The sequence below is a fragment of the Rhodoferax sp. genome (assembly GCF_010365055.1).
Taxonomy (GTDB): domain Bacteria; phylum Pseudomonadota; class Gammaproteobacteria; order Burkholderiales; family Burkholderiaceae_C; genus Rhodoferax.
The window spans coordinates 41,458-60,394 of record NZ_JAAFHA010000004.1 but is presented as its reverse complement, the minus strand read 5'-3'; the positions used below and the strand labels follow the sequence as shown (position 1 = coordinate 60,394).

The window sequence follows — 18,937 nt, the reverse complement described above, 5'->3', positions numbered from 1 at the left end:
GGACAGACCACCGTTACGTCAAGCGAGCAAGCGCTGTCCCCAACTATTTAAAGGAAAAGTTTGTGGCCAAGAAAACATTCCTCGATTTTGAGCAACCGATTGCCGATCTCGAGAACAAGATTGAAGAACTGCGCTATGTGCAGACCGAGTCGGCGGTGGATATTTCGACTGAAATTGGTCAACTCGCCAAGAAAAGTCAGCAGCTCACCAAGGACATCTACAGTGACTTGACCCCGTGGCAGATCACCAAGATTGCCCGCCACCCCGAGCGACCCTACACGCTGGATTACATCAACGACATCTTCACCCATTTTGTCGAGCTGCACGGCGACCGCCATTTTGCCGATGACCAGAGCATTGTCGGCGGCCTGGCGCGTTTCAATGGCACACCCTGCATGGTCCTGGGGCAACAAAAAGGGCGTGACACCAAAGAGCGCGGTCTGCGCAACTTTGGCATGACCAAGCCGGAGGGTTATCGCAAGGCGCTGCGCCTGATGAAGACGGCAGAAAAATTCAACTTGCCGGTATTCACCTTTGTCGACACGCCCGGTGCCTACCCGGGCATTGATGCCGAAGAACGGGGTCAATCCGAGGCCATTGGCCGCAACATCTTCGAGATGGCGCAGCTCGAAGTGCCGATCATCACGACCATTATTGGCGAAGGGGGCTCGGGCGGTGCCCTGGCGATTTCGATTGGCGACCAGGTGCTGATGCTGCAGTACTCGATTTATTCGGTTATCAGCCCCGAAGGCTGTGCCTCCATTCTTTGGAAAACGTCCGACAAGGCCCAAGAGGCGGCCGACGCGCTGGGCATTACCGCGCACCGGCTCAAGGCGCTGGGCGTGATTGACAAGATCGTCAATGAGCCCGTCGGTGGCGCGCACCGCGATTACAAGCAGATGGCTGCTTTTCTCAAGCGCGCCTTGAATGACGCCTTCCGCCAGGTCAGTGACCTCAAGGTCAAGGAATTGTTGGAGCGGCGCTACGAGCGCCTGCAAAGCTATGGCCGGTTCATTGATACCAAGGCGGCGGCCAAGTAGCGTGGGCGGGTTTGCAGTGTCTTTAGTGCGGTGACCGTGTGACCGTCAGCCTGGCTGACGCCATGGCGGCTTTCGCGCCGGCGTTGCCGCTGGCCGTGGGCTTCAGTGGCGGGGCCGACTCGAGTGCGTTGTTGCTGGCCTGCGCTGAAAAATGGCCGGGGCAGGTGCACGCTATCCACATTCACCACGGCGTACAGGCGGCGGGCGATGACTTCGAACAGCATTGCCAGACGGTTTGCGCGCGGCTGGGCTTGCCGCTTGTGGTCAAACGCGTGGACGCGCGTCATGCCTCAGGGCAGAGTCCGGAAGACGCCGCCCGCCGTGCAAGATATAAAGCATTTGAGGCTCTAGCCCTCGTGGAATATGCGCAAGAAGCTATTAAAAATATAGCAATTGCGCAACATGCGGACGATCAGGTTGAGACGCTGCTGCTGGCCCTGAGTCGGGGTGCTGGCTTGCCCGGCTTAAGTGCCATGTCTGCGAGCTGGCAACGCTCGGGACTCACCTACCATCGTCCGCTGCTGCGAGTGGCGGCGTCAGAAATCCGGCCCTGGTTGGTCGCTCGTGGTGTGGCCTGGATTGAGGACCCGACCAATGTCGATGAACAGTTCACCCGCAACCGCATCCGTGCGCGACTGCTGCCCGCGTTGGAGGCCACCTTTCCGCAATTTCGCGATACCTTTGCCCGCAGCGCTGCCCATGCCGCGCAGGCGCAAGCGGTGCTGCTTGATGTGGCGGCGCAGGACCTGGTGAAAATCGGCAACCCGCCAGCGATTGCGCAACTGCAGGGCTTGAGTCGCCCGCGCCAGGCCAATGTGCTGCGCCATTGGCTCAACACCGTTTTTCACACCGTGCCCAGCACGGCGCAGTTGGCCCAATTGCTTGACCAGATCGAGGTCTGCCGCACGCGTGGGCACCAGATCAACATCAAGGTTGGCACCGGCTTCTGCGCGCGCAGCGGTGCGGTACTGCATTGGTACAATCGCACGGTTTTGCTCTAATAAATATTACCAATGGCATTAATCGTTCACAAATACGGCGGCACGTCGATGGGCTCCACTGATCGCATCCGCAACGTTGCCAAACGCGTCGCTAAATGGGCGCGCGCTGGCCACCAGATGGTCGTCGTACCAAGCGCCATGAGCGGTGAAACCAATCGTTTGCTGGCGCTGGCGAAAGAACTGGCGCCGGCGAAAGAAACCGAGTCCTACAGCCGCGAGCTTGACATGCTGGCCGCGACCGGCGAGCAGGCCTCCAGCGCCTTGCTGGCGATTGCGCTGCAAGCTGAAGGCCTGGAGTCGGTCAGCTATGCCGGCTGGCAAGTGCCCATTCGCACCAACAGCGCTTACACCAAAGCCCGCATCGAGTCGATTGAGGACACCAAGGTGCGCGCTGATCTCGAAGCCGGTCGGGTGGTCATCGTCACCGGCTTTCAAGGGCTGGATGAACTGGGCAACATCACGACGCTGGGGCGCGGTGGCTCAGACACGTCGGCCGTGGCCGTGGCTGCAGCCATGAAGGCCGATGAATGCCTGATCTACACCGACGTGGACGGTGTCTACACCACCGACCCGCGTGTCGTGCCTGAAGCGCGCCGCCTGAAGACTGTGAGCTTTGAGGAGATGCTGGAGATGGCCTCCATGGGTTCCAAAGTGCTGCAGATTCGGTCGGTCGAATTTGCCGGTAAATACAGAGTGAAGCTGCGTGTGTTGAGCAGCTTTACGCCGTGGGATATTGACATCAATGAGGAAGCCGCCTCCGGCACCTTGATCACTTTTGAGGAAGACGAACACATGGAACAAGCTATTGTCTCTGGCATCGCATTCAGCCGCGATGAGGCCAAGATTTCCGTGCTGGGCGTGCCTGACAAGCCTGGTATTGCCTACCAGATTCTGGGCGCCGTGGCCGATGCCAATATTGAAGTCGATGTGATCATTCAGAACATCAGCAAAGATGGCAAGACCGACTTCAGCTTCACCGTCAACCGGGGCGACTATGCCAAGACGGTGGATTTGCTGAAAGAAGAAGTGCTGCCGAAGTTGGGGGCCCAAGAGGTGGTCGGCGACACCAAAATCTGCAAAGTGTCGATCGTCGGCATTGGCATGCGTAGTCACGTCGGCGTGGCCAGCAAGATGTTTCGCGTCCTGAGTGAGGAAGGCATCAACATTCAGATGATTTCCACGTCCGAGATCAAGACCTCGGTGGTGATTGACGAGAAGTACATGGAGCTGGCCGTGCGTGCCTTACACAAGGCATTTGAGCTGGAACAGGCGCCTGCTTAAAAAAGTCTTTCAAGTCATGAGATAATCTCGCCTGTTTCAAGGAAACGTGACCGAGTGGCCGAAGGTGCTCCCCTGCTAAGGGAGTAGGGGGTGTAGAGCCTCCTCGAGAGTTCGAATCTCTCCGTTTCCGCCAAATTTAATATTTTTGACAGTCTTTTGTGACTTGAAGAAATTAGGCGAAAAAATGCCCTGGTTCCTCATTGGAGCCAGGGCTATTTTTTTGGGTCTTGGCCAGGACAGGCTAGCCGACGGTTGGCTTCCAGTCTGGGTGTTGAGCCCTGTTGCGCAAAACTCTCACCCCGTTATTTTGCAAGCAACTTGAACACGTCGCGCGCTGCTGCCACCGTGCTAGCAATGTCTTCGTCGGTGTGCGCGGCACTCACGAAGCCGGCCTCATACAAAGCCGGTGCGATGTAGACACCGCGATCCAATAGTCCGTGAAACAGCTGATTGAAGCGAGCGCTGTCGGATTTCATCACTTGGACATAATTTTGCGGCAAGGCATCCAGCAGAAAGAAACCAAACATGCCGCCTTCGCTGTCGGCGCTAAAAGCCACGCCTTCGGCGAACGCTGCAGCTTTCAAGCCGTCCGTCAGTGAACGCGTTGTGCGCGCAAGTTCTTCATAAAACCCGGGTTTGCTGATTTCGCGCAGGGTGGCCAGGCCGCACGCAGTCGCCACTGGGTTGCCCGACAGTGTGCCGGCCTGGTAGACCGTGCCCAAGGGCGCCAAATGTTCCATGACAGCGCGTTTTGCGCCAAAGGCGGCCAGCGGCATGCCACCGCCAATCACCTTGCCCATCACCGTCATGTCGGGTTCAAAGCCGGGGATTTCTTTGGCATAAACGCTTTGTGCGCCGCCCAGCGCGACGCGAAATCCAGTCATCACCTCGTCAAAAACGAGCAGCGCGCCGTACTGGGTGCAGAGCTCGCGGCAACGTTTCACGAACGGCACGCTAGCGCGCACAAAGTTCATGTTGCCGCAGATTGGCTCCATCATCAGGCAGGCAATTTCGCGGCCCTGGAGGGCAAAGGCTTCTTCCAGCTGCTCTAGGTTGTTGTATTCCAGCACCACTGTGTGTTGCACCACTTCAGGTGGCACGCCGGCGCTGGTCGGGTTGCCAAAAGTGGCCAGACCGGAGCCGGCCTTCACCAAGAGTGCATCAGCATGACCGTGGTAGCAGCCTTCAAACTTGATGAGCTTGCTGCGACCGGTGGCGCCGCGCGCCAGTCGAATCGTGCTCATGGCCGCCTCGGTGCCGGAACTCACCAGGCGCACCATGTCCATGGACGGAACCAGGCGCAAAATTTCTTCGGCCAGCTCAACTTCGCGTTCAGTTGGCGCGCCGTACGAAAAGCCTTCAAGTACAGCGGCCTGCACCGCTTCTACGACCGCCGGGTGCCCGTGTCCCAGAATCATGGGGCCCCAAGAGCCAATGAAATCGGTGTAGCGTCGGTCATTGGCATCCCAGAAATAGGAGCCATGAGCGCGTTTGACAAAGCGTGGCGTGCCGCCAACTGCCTTGAACGCCCTGACCGGTGAGTTGACGCCGCCAGGTATCACGCATTTGGCACGTTCGAACAAAATTTGGTTGTTATCAGTGTTAAGTGTCATGGGGAAGGAGTTTCAGAGTGGGTATAGAAAAGCAGTTGAAGACAACGCACCGGTAAGGCGGAGCTTCGCAAATGACTCATTCAAGCATTTGGCTACTAGGGAAATCATGGGGTTGGTGTGAGCGGGCCAGTGTGTTTCTTCAGGCAAAATATCGCATAGCGTGGCGTGCGGCGAAAAGTTTGCAGATGCCGCTTTTTTTCGATGCTTGCATTCTATTCGAAGGCTTTTTGACCTGTGAAATCGACCAAAACATGGATGTGTCTGATTTGTGGATGGATCTATGACGAAGAGGTGGGGGATCCCGACCACGGCGTTGCCCCCGGCACAGTATGGAGTGCAGTGCCCGTCAACTGGACGTGCCCTGAGTGTGGTGCCCGCAAGGAAGATTTCGAAATGGTGCAAATCTAGGCGCCGTTATTGAAGTGTGTACCATCGCTATGATTTATCACCAATTCAGGAGCATTGTTTTGTGAATACGACTGGATCGACTTTCAAAGTTTTGGTGATTGACGATAGCAACACCATTCGACGCAGTGCCGAGATTTTTTTGAAGCAGGGCGGGCATGAAGTCATGCTTGCCGAGGATGGCTTTGATGCCCTGGCAAAAGTCAATGATTACCAGCCCCATCTTATTTTTTGCGACATCCTGATGCCCAGGCTGGATGGTTACCAGACCTGTGCGATCATCAAGCGAAACGCCAGGTACTCAGAGGTGCCCATTGTCATGCTGTCGTCCAAGGACGGAGTTTTTGACAAAGCGCGCGGACGCATGGTCGGGGCGCAGGATTATTTAACAAAACCCTTTACCAAAGACCAATTGTTGCAGGCTGTGCAGCAGTTTGGCAAACAGACGCAAGGAGTGAATTAATGGCTATCCATAAAGTGCTGATCGTGGACGACTCAAAAACTGAGTTGATGTTCATGACCAATTTGTTGCAGAAAAACGGTATGTCGGTGCGCACGGCAGAGGGCGCTGATGAAGCGTTGCGCCGCCTTGCGGAGGACAAGCCCGATCTGATCCTGATGGACGTGGTGATGCCGGGCCAAAACGGCTTTCAGCTGACACGGTCCATCAACCGTACGCCTGAGTATTCTGATATTCCGATCATCATTTGCACCAGTAAGAGTCTGGAGACGGATCGGGTGTGGGGCATGCGCCAAGGCGCGCGTGACTACATCACCAAACCGGTTGATGCAGCCGAGTTGTTGGCCAAAATCAAGGCATTGGGCTGAAATTCTCAGGATCGCATGGCTAATCGCGAAGCACTTCGAGAACTCCAGACCCGCCTCGCCAGTCGATTGCAGGCGGCTCGCTCAGGCGGCATAGCCGTTGCGTGGCTGGCAGTCAAGGCGGGCGAGTCCAACTACCTCTTTCCACTGGCGCAATCCGGCGAGATATTTCCACTGATCAACGTTCAGGTTGTTCCCTATTGCCGCCAATGGTTCATGGGTGTTGTCAATCTTCGCGGTGGTCTTTATGGCGTTGTGGACTTGGCAAGCTTTATCAGCGATGGTTCGACTCGGGTCAGAACCGAACAGTCGCTCGCCGAGTCCAGTGTTATCACTGTCAATGCCACGTTGGAACTCAATTGTGCCTTGGTGGTGGATGGCCTTGCCGGCCTTCGCAAGCGTGACGCGTTTGCCGAGGCCGAGTTGCCACCCGAGGGGTCTCCAGTTTTTTTTGGCACGCGGTTTACTGATCGCAATGGCGCGCACTGGCAGGAGATCAACCTGCAGGCTTTGTCTCAACTTCCCGAATTTCTCAGCATTAGCGCTTAAGTCTTTACCTAGGGTTTCATTATGTCCGTCGTTGATCAACTGAAAAATCTGTTTATCAAAAAGAACCCCGAGTCTGAGCAAGATTCCCGCTTGAGCATTGACGTGCCGGGCGCCACTGTCTATCCGACAGACTTGGACCAAATGCCGCGGACTGCAGAGAGCGGACAGCGAAGTCCGGTTGCGCCAAGCCAGTCCACCGGCGATGCGGGCGAGCGGACTGATGAAGAATCGGCCAGCCTGATAGCCCTTCCGGTTCTAGGACGAAAAACGGTCCTCCAGCATCAGCGCATCCTGTCGACCCTGTTGGGCCTGGCGCTGGTCTTGCTCGCTGTTGTGACCTTGTTTGCGTTAAACCAAGCGGACAAGGTGGCACAGCAATTGGGGGCCACGGGACAGTCGCTAATGCAGTCACAACGTCTGGCGAAGTCGGTTTCCCAGGCGCTGGTGGGCGTGGCCGAGGCATTCCCGGACGTGGTGGAAAGTTCGGGCGTCTTGGCTAAATCCGTGCGCGGCCTGAAGGCCGGTGATGAGCAATTGGGCCTGAGCGCATTGAGTGCAGATTACTTGCCGGAGCTTGAAAAGATCACGCCCCTGATGGAACGGGCAGAAAAGAATGCGGCGACCGTGCTGGGGCAGCAAAAAATCTTGACACAGGTCGGTACTGCGCTTCGTCTGATTAATCGGCAATCTTCAGATTTGCTGGAAATTGCGGAGACGGTGTCGTCTCTCAAATTGCAACAAAACGCCGCCGTGACCGAGATTTCCGCGGCTGGTCAGTTGGTGATGCTGACGCAGCGTATTGGCAAGTCTTCAAACGAGTTCCTGACGGCTGAAGGGGTGAGTCCAGAGGCGGTTTTCCTGCTGGGCAAGGACTTGAACTCGTTCAAGGAAATTGCCCAGGGCATGCTTGACGGCAGTCCAGAGTTGCGTTTGGTCGCTACGAAGGATCCACAAACACGTGAGCAGCTGGTTGCCTTGATTGATCTTTTTGAGGAGACTCGCGTGCAGGCGGGCGCCATTCTGGGTAATTTGCAGGGGCTTGTTTCGGCTCGCGAAGCGCAGGTCTCCATTATTTCGGACAGTGAGCCCCTGCGCCGAAGTCTTGAAGAGTTGCAGGGCAAACTGTCATCACACGCCGGTCTTGGCGCTGGTGCCTTGTCGCTGCTCGTGGGTTCTGTCTTGTTGGCACTGCTTTGCGCCGGTGGCTTGTCCTATGTCCAGTTGCTTGACAGCCGCACGCGCCAGGTCGCGGCAGAAACTCAGCGCCTGGAAGCCGAGCGGCAGGAGAAAGAGGCGAAGCGGGTGAACGATGCGAACCAGGCGGCCATTTTGCGTTTGATGAACGAGTTGCAGACTGTTGCCGAAGGCGATTTGACCCAAGAAGCGACTGTGACCGAGGACATCACGGGCGCCATTGCCGATTCGGTGAATTACACGGTGGAAGAATTGCGATCTTTGGTGGGTAACGTGCAAAGCACAGTGACCCGTGTGGCGCAGACCACGGCTGAAGTGGACACCACTTCAACGGAGTTGTTGGCAGCCTCAAATGAACAATTGCATGAAATTCGGGAAACGGGTCGATCAGTCGTCGATATGGCTTCACGGATCAATGATGTGTCTGTGCAGGCGCAGGAGTCTGCCTCGGTGGCCAGACAGTCGCTGCTGGCCGCGGAAGTGGGTTTGAAGGCTGTGCAGAACACCATTGGTGGTATGAACTCGATTCGGGACCAGATTCAGGAGACCTCTAAACGTATCAAGCGGCTGGGTGAATCGTCCCAGGAAATTGGTGAAATCACAGAGCTGATCTCCGACATTACCGAACAGACCAACGTGTTGGCGCTCAACGCCGCCATTCAAGCGGCGTCGGCTGGCGAAGCTGGTCGAGGCTTCTCGGTCGTGGCCGAGGAAGTGCAGCGACTTGCCGAACGGTCGGCCGATGCAACCCGTCAGATTTCGGCACTGGTCAAGGCGATTCAGACCGATACCCAGGATGCGGTGGGTGCCATGGAGCGGTCAACGCAAGGGGTGGTGGAGGGCGCCAAGCTCTCGGACAACGCGGGTACGGCGTTGACTGAGATCGACCAGGTGTCCAGGCGTCTGGCCGATCTGATCGAACAGATTTCCAATTCGACCTCACGCGAGGCAAACCTGGCGAACGTGGTGGCCGACAACATTCAGCATATTTTTGCGGTTACCGAACAGACGGGGGAGGGGACGCGGTCTACGGCTACTCAAGTCCGGGAGCTCTCGAAAATGGCTGAGGAGTTGCGCCAGTCAGTGTCTCGGTTCAAGATTGCCTGACCCTCATCAATCTGAACTTGTTGTCCCCACGAGAACACGATCCCATGCAAGTAAACGCTGCCCCGACTGGCGCCAATGAGCCGGCGACCCACGACCTTGGGCCTTTGGCTTGGGTGCTCGACGAGCTGCGCAAATCATTGACGGGTGCGACCAAAGCCCTCCGTCGTTTCGTTCGTGATGCCGAACTGGCGCGTGGTTCTGATCTGGCTGCGCTGGACGCAAGTCAGTTGCGTATCGCCCGCCAGCAACTGCATCAGGCAGTTGGTGCCCTGGAGATGGTCGGCATGGCCGCACCGGCCAAGATATTGCGATCCATGGAGGCGCTGGCGCAGCGGTTCGTGCAACGCCCCGAGCTCTGCAGTGACGAGGCGGCCAACAAGGTGGAGCGTGCCAGTTTTGCGCTGACCGAATATCTGGAAGGTGTACTCAAGGGGAAAAGCGCTTCATCAGTGGCCTTGTTTCCGCAATACCGCGATGTTCTGGAATTGGTGGGCAATGATCGCGTTCATCCTGCGGATTTGTGGCCACTCGAGTTGCGCTGGATTGATGTGGTCTTGCCGCAAGCCGCGCAAGCGCTGGCTTACGACTCATCGGTTCGGCCTCGCCTCGATCGGGCGGTTTTGGAAATCGTCAAGTCGGGCGATGTTGCTGCGGCACAATCCATGTGCGGGATCAGTCTGGGGTTTGCTGCGGCTCAAACTGAATTGGAAGCGCGAGTCTTCTGGAAGATTTCTGCCGCTTATTTTGAAGCCGTTTCTTTGGGCCTGTGTCCCGCTGACGTCTACGGCAAACTGGCCGCTTCGCGAATTCTCCTTCAGTTCAGAACCCTGGCCCGGGGTGAGCCGGGCATCTCCGAGCGGTTGGTGCAGGACTTGCTGTTCTTTTGTGCGCAAGCTGTGCCGATGGGGGCGGCCGATGCGCCAGTATTGGCCGCTGTTCGCGCTGCCTATGGGCTGACCCAGACGAAATCATTCGATTACGAACGGCCCCAATTTGGGCGTTTTGATCCGGCGCTACTGGTTCAGGCCCGCAAGCGTATTGCGGCTGTCACTGAAACCTGGTCTGCGCTTGCCGGAGGTGATACCAACCGCTTGAAGGTGGCGCTTGACCAATTCAGTCTGGTCACCGATTCAGTATTGAAAATGCACCCCGAGAGTGGCGACCTGGTGCGGGCCTTGATGCAGGCGATTGAGAAAACGGCGCTATCAGGTGAGGCGCCTGCGCCCGCGCTGGCCATGGAAGTGGCTACCGTGGTTTTATACCTGGAAGCTGCCTATGACGACCTGGATCCGACCGACTCGCAGATGAGGGAACGCAGTAGCAGTCTCGCGGCACGGATGGAGCATGTCAACGCGGGCGGGCAACCGGAGCCGCTTGAAGCCTGGATGGAGGAGTTGTACCGCAGGGTGAGCGATCGCCAGATCATGGGTAGCGTTGTTGACGAGTTGCGAACGACGCTTGGGGGGGTTGAGAAATCTCTGGATTCATTCTTTCGAAATCCCCTTGACAAGGTTCCATTGCATGAGGTTCCCAGCCAGTTGGCCCAAATGCGAGGTGTGTTCTCGGTGTTGGGCCTTGACCAGGCCGCGCTGGCCGCGCTGCGCATGCGCGACAGCGTCGAGAAATTTCTCGTTGACGACGTTGACGCTGATGCCGCGCGAGCGGGCATTTTTGAGAAGTTGGGTAACAGCCTGGGGGCACTTGGGTTTCTGATTGACATGCTGAGTTACCAGCGCACGCTGGCCAAGAAGCTTTTTGTGTACGACGAGGAGTTGGGTGAATTCAAGCCTCTCATGGGGCGTGAAAAGACGACCGACCGGACCGCAGAGATCATGCCGGTGCCGAACGTTGATGACGTTGATGACGTTGCCGACGATGTGCCGGCTGTCGTTGAGATTCCCTTTGCAGGCCAGCCGACAGCGGTTTTTGCCGAAGCACCAGCGCCGGTTGTGGTTTTGGCCCCAGAACTGGTCAGTCCGGTGGTGGCAGCGCCAGAGGACGACGATGAAACCGAATTGAAGGATATTTTCCTGGAAGAAGCGCGTGAAGTGGTTCAGGCCGGGCTTGAGGCGATCCGTGCGTTGGCAGACGACCCCTCAGATATGGGACAACAGACGACATTGAGGCGCGCCTTTCATACGCTCAAGGGCAGTTCTCGCATGGTGGGCTTCAATGAGTTCGGTGAAGCCGCCTGGTCCTTGGAGCAGTTGCTCAATACCTGGCTGGCTGAGCAAAAGCCTGCCAGCCCTGAGTTGGTCAGTCTGGCAAACCGGGCCATGCATGGCTTCGACCGATGGGTTGAGGACATTGCGGCAGGAGAAGACGCCCAGTGGAATGCGCAGGCGTTTCGCAGGGCTGCCGATGGTTTGCGCCTCGATAATACTGAAGTCGCACTTGTGTTTCCGGGCGAAGAGGTTCAGGGCGCATTGCCGGATGAGACCCCACACGTCGATTTTGTCTCGACACAAATTATTGACCTGGACGTGACACAGTCTCTTGATGTCAGTCGCGCTCTGGCTGTCGATGGCGCCGGGGGACCATCGCAGGCTGTCTGGGCCGCGGACGAGCCGCTTGCGCTTGATGACTTCGATTTTGGCGTTGACGTTGATGTGACGCCATCACCTGACGAGGCCGACGCTGGATTGAACGCTCAGGACCAGGTGGAGACGTTCTCGGGCGAGCTTGCTGAGCTTGCGAGTGAAGTCGACGACTTTGAGCCAGAGCCGCATCAGGCCAGTCTTTTGGATATGGATCTGGAAGAACAGGTCAAGGTTATCGGGTCGCTGCGCATTGGTATCCCGCTTTACAACGTCTATCTGAATGAGGCGGACGAGTTGTCGCGCCGCTTGCTGACGGAATTGAGCGAATGGGCTTTGGAGTTGCATCGACCGGTGGCAGAGACAACGGTGGCACTGGCGCATTCGTTGGCTGGCAGTTCGGCAACTGTTGGTTTTTTTGCCCTGTCCGAGATGGCGCGGGCATTGGAACACGCCTTGCAGCATGTGCGCCTTCATGTTCAGGGCATTCCAGAGCACGCCCAGGCATTTATTGCGGCGGCAGAAGACATGCGTCGCCTGTTGCATCAATTTGCCGCCGGGTTCCTCAAGGAGCCCGACCAAGCCCTGCTCGACGCACTCAAGGCTATTCTGGACATCGAGTTCCCAGGCGTTTCTGCGGGTGTTGTTGACAGCTTTTACTATGAAATGCTGGATGAGTCGCAGATTCTGGAGCCGTTCGACGTTGATCAGAGCGCGGACGATGTTATGCCAGACGGAGAAGCAGAAGCAGAAGCAGAAGCAGAAGCAGTTCCCCTTGTAGTGGCCGAGACTGATCTGTCTGATGCTGGTTTGACACCGGTGCCTGCAGGTCCAGATGTTCTGGCCGATGCCGTGTTGTCCGATCAGAACTTGGCAGAGCCGCTCGAACCGCCGCCTGACGTCGCTGCCCTGGTCATCCCCGCCGTTGCTGGTGCCGAAGTTGAGCATATTGACGCACTTGATGCGCTGGACGTTGACCTCTTTCCTATTTTTGAGGAGGAGGCGCTTGAGTTGCTGCCGCAACTCGGCGGCGCGTTGAGACAATGGATGGCGCGCCCCGACAACCTGGGCGCTCGCAATGAAGTGTTGCGGGTTTTGCATACGGTCAAAGGCAGCGGGCGTTTGGCCGGCGCCATGCAATTGGGTGAGATGACCCACCGCATGGAGAGCGCGATTGAGCAGATGGGCACCGAATCCTTGTCGACGGCGCAACTGGAGCCGTTATTGGCTCGCTTTGATGCAATACAGGCCAACTTTGACCAATTGCGTTCGACGCCTGAGCAGGCCCTGAGTCTGCCCGAACTCAGTTTAGCGATTCAAGAGGAAACAGCTCCTGTCGCGCTCAGCGAGACGATGCCTGCAGGTAGCGAAGCGACAAAAGCGGCAACACCCGATAGATCAGCATTTATCCCCCGGGCAGCGCCGCGCCCTGGCGCGCAGCAAACGGTGCGCGTGCGGTCACAGCTACTGGACCGTCTCGTCAATCAAGCGGGCGAGGTCATGATCACGCGCTCCCGGATGGAGGCTCGCTTAGGTCAGTTGCGTGGGTCCTTGGGTGAACTGACCGGCAATTTGGATCGTTTGAGAAGCCAGCTGCGCGACATCGAGGTGCAGTCGGAGTCGCAGATGCAGTCACGACTGGCACAGGCCAAGGACACGGCGAAAGGGTTTGATCCGCTGGAGTTTGACCGCTTTACCCGGGTGCAGGAAATCACGCGCATGATGGCCGAGTCCGTGCATGACGTCGCGACGGTTCAGCGCAATTTGCAGCGGGCGGTGGAGGGCAGTGAGGATGATCTGATCGCCCAAGGCCGCCAAGCCCGGGAGTTGCAGCGCGACCTGCTACGCACTCGAATGGTGGAGTTTGACGGGATTTCAGACCGTTTGTACGGTGTTGTTCGCCAAGCCGCCAAGGAGGCCAACAAGCAGGTCAAGCTCGACATCAAAGGGGGCTCACTGGATATGGATCGTGGTGTGCTTGATCGCATGGCACCCGTGTTTGAGCATTTGCTGCGCAATTCGGTGGCGCATGGCATCGAAGACTCGGCGCTGCGCGTGGCAGCCGGAAAACCGGCGGCCGGTAGCATAGGCATCCATCTGCAGCAACAAAGCAATGATGTCACGGTGGAGTTCAGTGACGATGGCGCCGGGCTGGACCTGGATCGAGTCCGGGAGAAGGCACGTGCCAATGGTCTGACGCCTGAAGGGGGCACATTGACCGATGCTGAGGCCGTCGATTTGATCTTCTCCGCGGGTTTTTCCACCGCCGCGCAGGTCACTGAGTTGGCCGGTCGCGGCATTGGCATGGATATCGTGCGTTCTGAAGTCAACGCCTTGGGTGGGCGCATTGAAACCTCGACCGAGCGTGGACAAGGGACGAAGTTCAAGCTGGTGTTGCCGCTTACCACCGCTGTGACACAAGTGGTCATGTTGCGCATCGGTGAGTCTGTGGTGGGGGTGTCGGCCAATCTGGTTGAGATGGTGCGCCGCGTACCGGCTGCTGATCTTGAGCGCGCTTATCAGGATCAGGTGTTTGCGTTTGATGGCGAACAGCTCCCCTTCTTCTGGGGCGGTGCGCTATTGCAGGCCTCGACGCATAGCCACGAAGCTATCGCCAAGACACTGCCGGTGGTTATCTTCCGCAGTGCCGGTCAAAGAATTGCGGCGCATATCGATGAAGTGCTGGGCAATCAGGAAGTTGTGGTCAAAAACCTTGGGCCGCAATTGTCCCGTTTGCCGGGTCTCACCGGCATGTCGGTGTTGGCCTCCGGTGCCGTGGTCTTGATCTACAACCCAGTGGCATTGGCATCCGTTTATGGCGAACGAGCACGCCACCTTAGCCGCAATGCAATGCAGCCTGTGGGCGAGGCAGCCACCTCATCGCAGGACTTCCCCTTGGCCAGTGTCAGCCAGATGCCCCTGGTGCTGGTGGTTGACGATTCGATCACGGTGCGCCGTGTCACCCAGCGCCTGCTCAAGCGCGAGGGCTTCCGGGTGGCCCTGGCAATCGATGGCCTGCAGGCGTTGGAGCGTTTGCAGGAGGAAAAACCGGCGGTGGTTCTCTCTGACATCGAAATGCCACGCATGGATGGTTTCGACCTGGTGCGCAACATTCGCGGCGATGTCAGACTGCGCGATCTGCCCATCATCATGATTACCTCGCGCATTGCCGAGAAGCACCGTGAACGCGCGCGCGAACTCGGTGTTGACCATTACTTGGGAAAACCGTATTCAGAGGATGAGTTGATTGGCTTGGTGCGCCAATACTGCCTGTCCACGGTTGAGAACTAAATAAGCCTCTAGCCCGCGTTGATACTTAATAGTACGCTATTTATTATGTAGCAAATCAGCTGGCTGGCGGATTTTTCTTGACGATCGCATAGCGCTGCAATGTGAGGGCGCGCGCCGCATCGTGCGCCACGATGGGCGTGGGGTAGTTTTGTCCCATGGTCACCTGAGCCATTTGTAATTCAAGCGGTTTGGCATTCCAGGGCGCGTGGATGGCTTTGTTGGACAGCCCGTCCAGTTGCGGCAAGTAGCGACGGATAAATTTACCCTCGGCATCAAACTTCTCACTTTGGCTTACCGGATTGAAAATCCGGAAATACGGCTGGGCATCGCAACCGCTGGAGCTGACCCACTGCCAGCCGCCGTTGTTGGCCGCCAGGTCAAAGTCATTGAGTTGCTGGGCAAAGTATTTTTCGCCCCAACGCCAGTCGATGCCGAGGTCTTTCACCAAAAAGCTGCCCACCACCATGCGCAAGCGGTTGTGCATGTAGCCGGTCTGGTTGATCTGGGCCATGGCCGCGTCCACCAGCGGATAGCCGGTGCGTCCCTCGCACCAGGCCTGGAACAAGGAATCAGCGTGCGGGCCCTGCTCCCAGGAAATAGCGTCGTACTCTGCTTTGAAGGCGCCCTGCGCCACCTGCGGGAAATTCGCCAGGATCGAGAAATAGAAATCGCGCCAGATCAACTCGCCCAGCCAGACCGCCGCGCCCCGACTCCCTTGAATCTGCCGCTGCCAGGCGGTCGCCACGAGTTGGCGAATCGACACGGTACCAAAGCGCAGGTGCACACCCAGATAGCTCGGCCCCTTGACCGCCGGGAAGTCCCGTGTTTCATGGTAGTTGTCGATGCGTTCAAAAAAATCTTCAAACAGTTGGGCCGCGCCCGATGCACCCGTGGGAATTTTGAGTTGACTCAGGTTGGTCTTTTCAAAGCCGATGGCGGCTAGAAGCGGCACTGCTTGTTGCAGCTCCTCAGGCCGGGGGGTCAGTGCCTGCGCAAGCGTTGCGCAATCATGGCTGCGCAAATGCTGCGGCGTCACCGTCGCCAGCCAGGTGTTCTTGTAGGGTGTGAACACGCCGTAGGGCGTGCCGGCCTTGGTCAATAGCTCGCGACCTTCAAAAATCACATGGTCCTTGCAGGTGTGCAGGGCGATACCAGCGTGCGCCAGGGCAGCCCGGACCTTCTCATCGCGCACCAGCGCCTGGGGCTCGTAGTCATGGGCCGCAAACACTGCCTGCACCTGCAGTGCGGCGGCGAGCGTCACGATTTCCTCGCTGGCCACCGCGTGGCGCACGATCAGGCCGACCCCGGCCTTGCCGCTGATCTGGCGCAAGGCCAGGTCCAGCTCGCACAGCGACTCCCGGATGAATTCGACCCGCCGATCCGCGCGTGGCAAGCTGTCGAGGATGTCACGTTCAAAGACAAAAACACAGTGGAGCCCGCGGCAGGACCTCAGCGCCAGGCACAGGGCGGCGTTGTCCGTTACCCGCAGATCACGGCGAAACCACATCAAACCCGAATTGAATTGCTTGTCCATGATCACCGTTAAAATTATCAAATGCCAGCAGATTTTGCACTGACCAACCTGACGAATCATTTTTTGATCGCCATGCCCAGCCTGCAGGACGACATCTTCTCCCGCAGCGTTGTCTATGTCTGCGAGCACAGCGAGCGCGGCGCACTCGGTCTGGTCATCAACAAGCCCTGTGACATTGACATGAAGCGCCTGTTTGAAAAGGTCGAATTGCCGCTGTGCCGCGCCGACCTCTTCGGCACACCGGTTTTTTTGGGTGGGCCGGTGCAGACCGAGCGCGGTTTTGTGCTGCATGAAGCGACTTTTGCCGACGCCGACAAACCGGCCGAGTCGGTTTACGCCTCGACCATGGTCATTCCTGGTGGGCTGGAGATGACCACGTCCAAGGATGTGCTGGAAGCTATTTCCACCGGGGCCGGGCCACGCAAAGTGCTGGTGTCGCTGGGCTATGCTGCCTGGGGTGAAGGGCAACTGGAGTCGGAAATTTCACGCAACAGCTGGTTGACCGTGGCCGCCAGCAACAGCGTTATCTTTGACACACCAGTGGCCCAGCGCTACGACCAGGCCTTGCTGCTGCTCGGTCTGGAGCTGTGGATGCTGTCACCCGACACCGGGCATGCATGACGCGCTGAACCATGCCTTTACCGTCCATGCCTGAACCCTTAGCTAAGCCGCTGGCGGACGCGGCGCCCGTGCAGAAATCAGTGGACATTCCGGCGAACCTGCAGACTTTTCTGGCCCTTGACTTCGGTCTCAAGCGCACCGGCTTTGCGGTCGGCAACCGGCTGCTCCGCACGGCGCAGCCGCAGGGCACGATTGCCGCTGAAGGCGATGCGCGCTTTGTCAAGATTGCGCGCGAGCTCAAGGAATGGCAGCCCGACGCGCTGGTGGTCGGCGTGCCTTTTCACCCGGACGGCGCCGCGCACGAGAACACCTTGCGGGCGCGGCGCTTTGCGCGCCAGTTGCATGGCCGTTTCAGACTGCCGGTGTTTGAGGTCGATGAGCGCTACACCACAACCGAAGCGCTGGGGCGGGGCGCGCGCGACGCCGATGCGATGGCTGCCTGCATCATTCTGGAACAGTTTTTAAGGAGTATTCCATGAGCATATTGGCGTTGGACGCTGAAGGCCTTTATTCTGAGTTGTTGATGGGCGTGCGCGCCCTGTTTCGCCCCGGCATGCAGTTGGTCGGCGTCACATCAGGCGGGGCCTGGCTGGCCGAGCGTTTGCAGCGCGACCTGAACTTGTCTGAGCCCCATGGGGTGATTTCATCGGCCCTGCACCGGGATGATTACGCCCGCCGGGGCATGACCGCTGCGGCGCAAACGCAGATTCCTTTCGATGTCAATAACGCCAGCATCATCCTGCTCGATGATGTTCTGTTCACCGGGCGCACCATCCGCGCGGTCATCAACGAGTTGTTTGACTTCGGTCGCCCGGCGATGGTGAAGTTGGCGGTGCTGGTGGACCGCGGCGGGCGTGAGCTGCCCATTCAGGCCGACGTGTGTGCAGCCCGCATCGTGTTGCCCGCAACCCAGTCCTTGGCCCTGGCGCGCAGTGACGCCGGGGTGTTCAGTTTCAACGTGAAGGCGCGCTAGATCATGCTTTACAAACGCAACCTCCAGCTCAATAAAAATGGCGAGCTCATTCACCTGCTCTCGACCGAGGGCCTGCCCAAGAGCATCCTGACCCAGGTGCTCGACACCGCCAGCAATTTCGTCAGCATCGGGGACCGCGAGGTCAAAAAAGTGCCGCTCTTACGGGGCAAGAGTGTGTTCAACCTATTTTTCGAGAACTCGACACGCACCCGCACCACCTTTGAGATTGCGGCCAAGCGACTCAGCGCCGATGTCATCAACCTCGACATTGCGCGTTCCTCGGCGGCCAAAGGCGAGTCGCTGCTCGACACCATTGCCAACCTGAGCGCCATGGCCGCCGACCTGTTTGTGGTGCGGCACAGCGAATCGGGTGCACCCTACCTGATCGCGCAGCACGTGGCGCCGCACGTCCATGTGATCAATGCGGGTGACGGGCGCCATGCGCACCCGACCCAAGGCTTGCTCGACATGTACACCATCCGCCATTACAAGAAGGATTTCTCCAACCTCACGGTGGCTATCGTCGGCGACGTGCTGCACTCGCGCGTGGCGCGGTCCGACATTCATGCCCTGACCACGCTCGGCTGCCCCGAAGTGCGCGTGGTGGGTCCCAAGACCATCGTGCCGGGCGACATGGCGCAAATGGGCGTGCGCGTATGCCACACGCTGGAAGAAGGCATCAAAGGCGCCGACGTGATCATCATGCTGCGTCTGCAAAACGAGCGCATGAGCGGGGCGCTCTTGCCGTCGAGTCAGGAGTTCTTCAAGAGCTTTGGACTCACGCCGGAAAAACTGCGATTGGCCCAGCCCGATGCCATCGTGATGCACCCGGGGCCCATCAACCGCGGCGTCGAGATTGACTCGGCTGTGGTGGACGGCGGACAGAGTGTGATCCTGCCGCAAGTTACTTTTGGTATTGCCGTGCGCATGGCGGTGATGAGCATCGTCGCAGGGAATGAGGCCTGA

15 protein-coding genes and 1 tRNA gene are annotated in these 18,937 nt (G+C 58.2%); 14 read left to right on the top strand and 2 right to left on the bottom strand.

Annotation, left to right across the window (positions count from 1 at the left end):
- Positions 1–62 precede the first annotated feature (62 nt).
- From GZ093_RS01915 to GZ093_RS01900, 4 genes are all read left to right on the top strand, one after another.
- Complete coding sequence (locus tag GZ093_RS01915; RefSeq protein WP_296481313.1) at positions 63–1,040, top strand: acetyl-CoA carboxylase carboxyltransferase subunit alpha; 978 nt, start codon at positions 63–65, stop codon at positions 1,038–1,040.
- Positions 1,041–1,078: 38 nt separating this feature from the next.
- The gene (gene tilS, locus GZ093_RS01910) at positions 1,079–2,041 is read left to right on the top strand and encodes a tRNA lysidine(34) synthetase TilS (protein ID WP_296481311.1); all 963 of its coding nucleotides are present in this window, start codon (positions 1,079–1,081) and stop codon (positions 2,039–2,041) included.
- A 12-nt stretch (positions 2,042–2,053) separates the two neighbouring features.
- On the top strand, positions 2,054–3,322 hold the full coding sequence (locus GZ093_RS01905; protein ID WP_296481308.1) for an aspartate kinase: 1,269 nt from the start codon (positions 2,054–2,056) through the stop codon (positions 3,320–3,322).
- 40 nt (positions 3,323–3,362) lie between these two features.
- Positions 3,363–3,455, top strand: a tRNA-Ser gene (locus GZ093_RS01900).
- Between the two features lie 169 nt (positions 3,456–3,624).
- On the opposite strand, the gene hemL is transcribed toward GZ093_RS01900, so the two are convergent.
- Positions 3,625–4,935, bottom strand: a complete 1,311-nt coding sequence (gene hemL, locus GZ093_RS01895) for a glutamate-1-semialdehyde 2,1-aminomutase (protein WP_296481307.1) — start codon at positions 4,933–4,935, stop codon at positions 3,625–3,627.
- Positions 4,936–5,190: 255 nt separating this feature from the next.
- On the opposite strand from hemL, the gene GZ093_RS01890 reads away from it, so the two are divergent.
- From GZ093_RS01890 to GZ093_RS01865, 6 genes are all read left to right on the top strand, one after another.
- Positions 5,191–5,343 carry a rubredoxin gene (locus tag GZ093_RS01890; protein ID WP_296481575.1) on the top strand — a complete coding sequence of 51 codons (153 nt, stop codon included), beginning with the start codon at positions 5,191–5,193 and terminating at the stop codon, positions 5,341–5,343.
- A 61-nt stretch (positions 5,344–5,404) separates the two neighbouring features.
- The gene (locus tag GZ093_RS01885; RefSeq protein ID WP_296481573.1) at positions 5,405–5,803 is read left to right on the top strand and encodes a response regulator; all 399 of its coding nucleotides are present in this window, start codon (positions 5,405–5,407) and stop codon (positions 5,801–5,803) included.
- Complete coding sequence (locus tag GZ093_RS01880; RefSeq protein ID WP_296481305.1) at positions 5,803–6,168, top strand: response regulator; 366 nt, start codon at positions 5,803–5,805, stop codon at positions 6,166–6,168. The genes GZ093_RS01885 and GZ093_RS01880 overlap by 1 nt, the downstream gene beginning before the upstream one ends.
- A gap of 15 nt (positions 6,169–6,183) precedes the next feature.
- The gene (locus GZ093_RS01875; RefSeq protein WP_296481303.1) at positions 6,184–6,714 is read left to right on the top strand and encodes a chemotaxis protein CheW; all 531 of its coding nucleotides are present in this window, start codon (positions 6,184–6,186) and stop codon (positions 6,712–6,714) included.
- Positions 6,715–6,735: 21 nt separating this feature from the next.
- Positions 6,736–9,015, top strand: coding sequence for a methyl-accepting chemotaxis protein (locus GZ093_RS01870; protein ID WP_296481300.1), 2,280 nt, complete (start codon positions 6,736–6,738; stop codon positions 9,013–9,015).
- Positions 9,016–9,059: 44 nt separating this feature from the next.
- Positions 9,060–14,843 carry an Hpt domain-containing protein gene (locus GZ093_RS01865; RefSeq protein WP_296481298.1) on the top strand — a complete coding sequence of 1,928 codons (5,784 nt, stop codon included), beginning with the start codon at positions 9,060–9,062 and terminating at the stop codon, positions 14,841–14,843.
- A 55-nt stretch (positions 14,844–14,898) separates the two neighbouring features.
- On the opposite strand, the gene GZ093_RS01860 is transcribed toward GZ093_RS01865, so the two are convergent.
- On the bottom strand, positions 14,899–16,377 hold the full coding sequence (locus GZ093_RS01860; protein WP_296481295.1) for a deoxyribodipyrimidine photo-lyase: 1,479 nt from the start codon (positions 16,375–16,377) through the stop codon (positions 14,899–14,901).
- A gap of 21 nt (positions 16,378–16,398) precedes the next feature.
- Between GZ093_RS01860 and GZ093_RS01855 the strand changes: the two genes are divergently transcribed.
- The 4 genes from GZ093_RS01855 to GZ093_RS01840 are packed head-to-tail and all read left to right on the top strand — an operon-like array spanning position 16,399 to position 18,937.
- On the top strand, positions 16,399–16,998 hold the full coding sequence (locus GZ093_RS01855) for a YqgE/AlgH family protein (protein ID WP_296481293.1): 600 nt from the start codon (positions 16,399–16,401) through the stop codon (positions 16,996–16,998).
- Positions 16,999–17,024: 26 nt separating this feature from the next.
- On the top strand, positions 17,025–17,477 hold the full coding sequence (gene ruvX, locus GZ093_RS01850) for a Holliday junction resolvase RuvX (protein WP_296481290.1): 453 nt from the start codon (positions 17,025–17,027) through the stop codon (positions 17,475–17,477).
- Complete coding sequence (pyrR, locus tag GZ093_RS01845) at positions 17,474–17,971, top strand: bifunctional pyr operon transcriptional regulator/uracil phosphoribosyltransferase PyrR (RefSeq protein WP_296481287.1); 498 nt, start codon at positions 17,474–17,476, stop codon at positions 17,969–17,971. Before ruvX ends, pyrR begins: the two co-directional genes overlap by 4 nt.
- Before the next feature lie 3 nt (positions 17,972–17,974).
- A complete protein-coding gene (locus GZ093_RS01840) occupies positions 17,975–18,937 on the top strand; it encodes an aspartate carbamoyltransferase catalytic subunit (RefSeq protein ID WP_296481284.1) in 963 nt (320 codons plus the stop codon).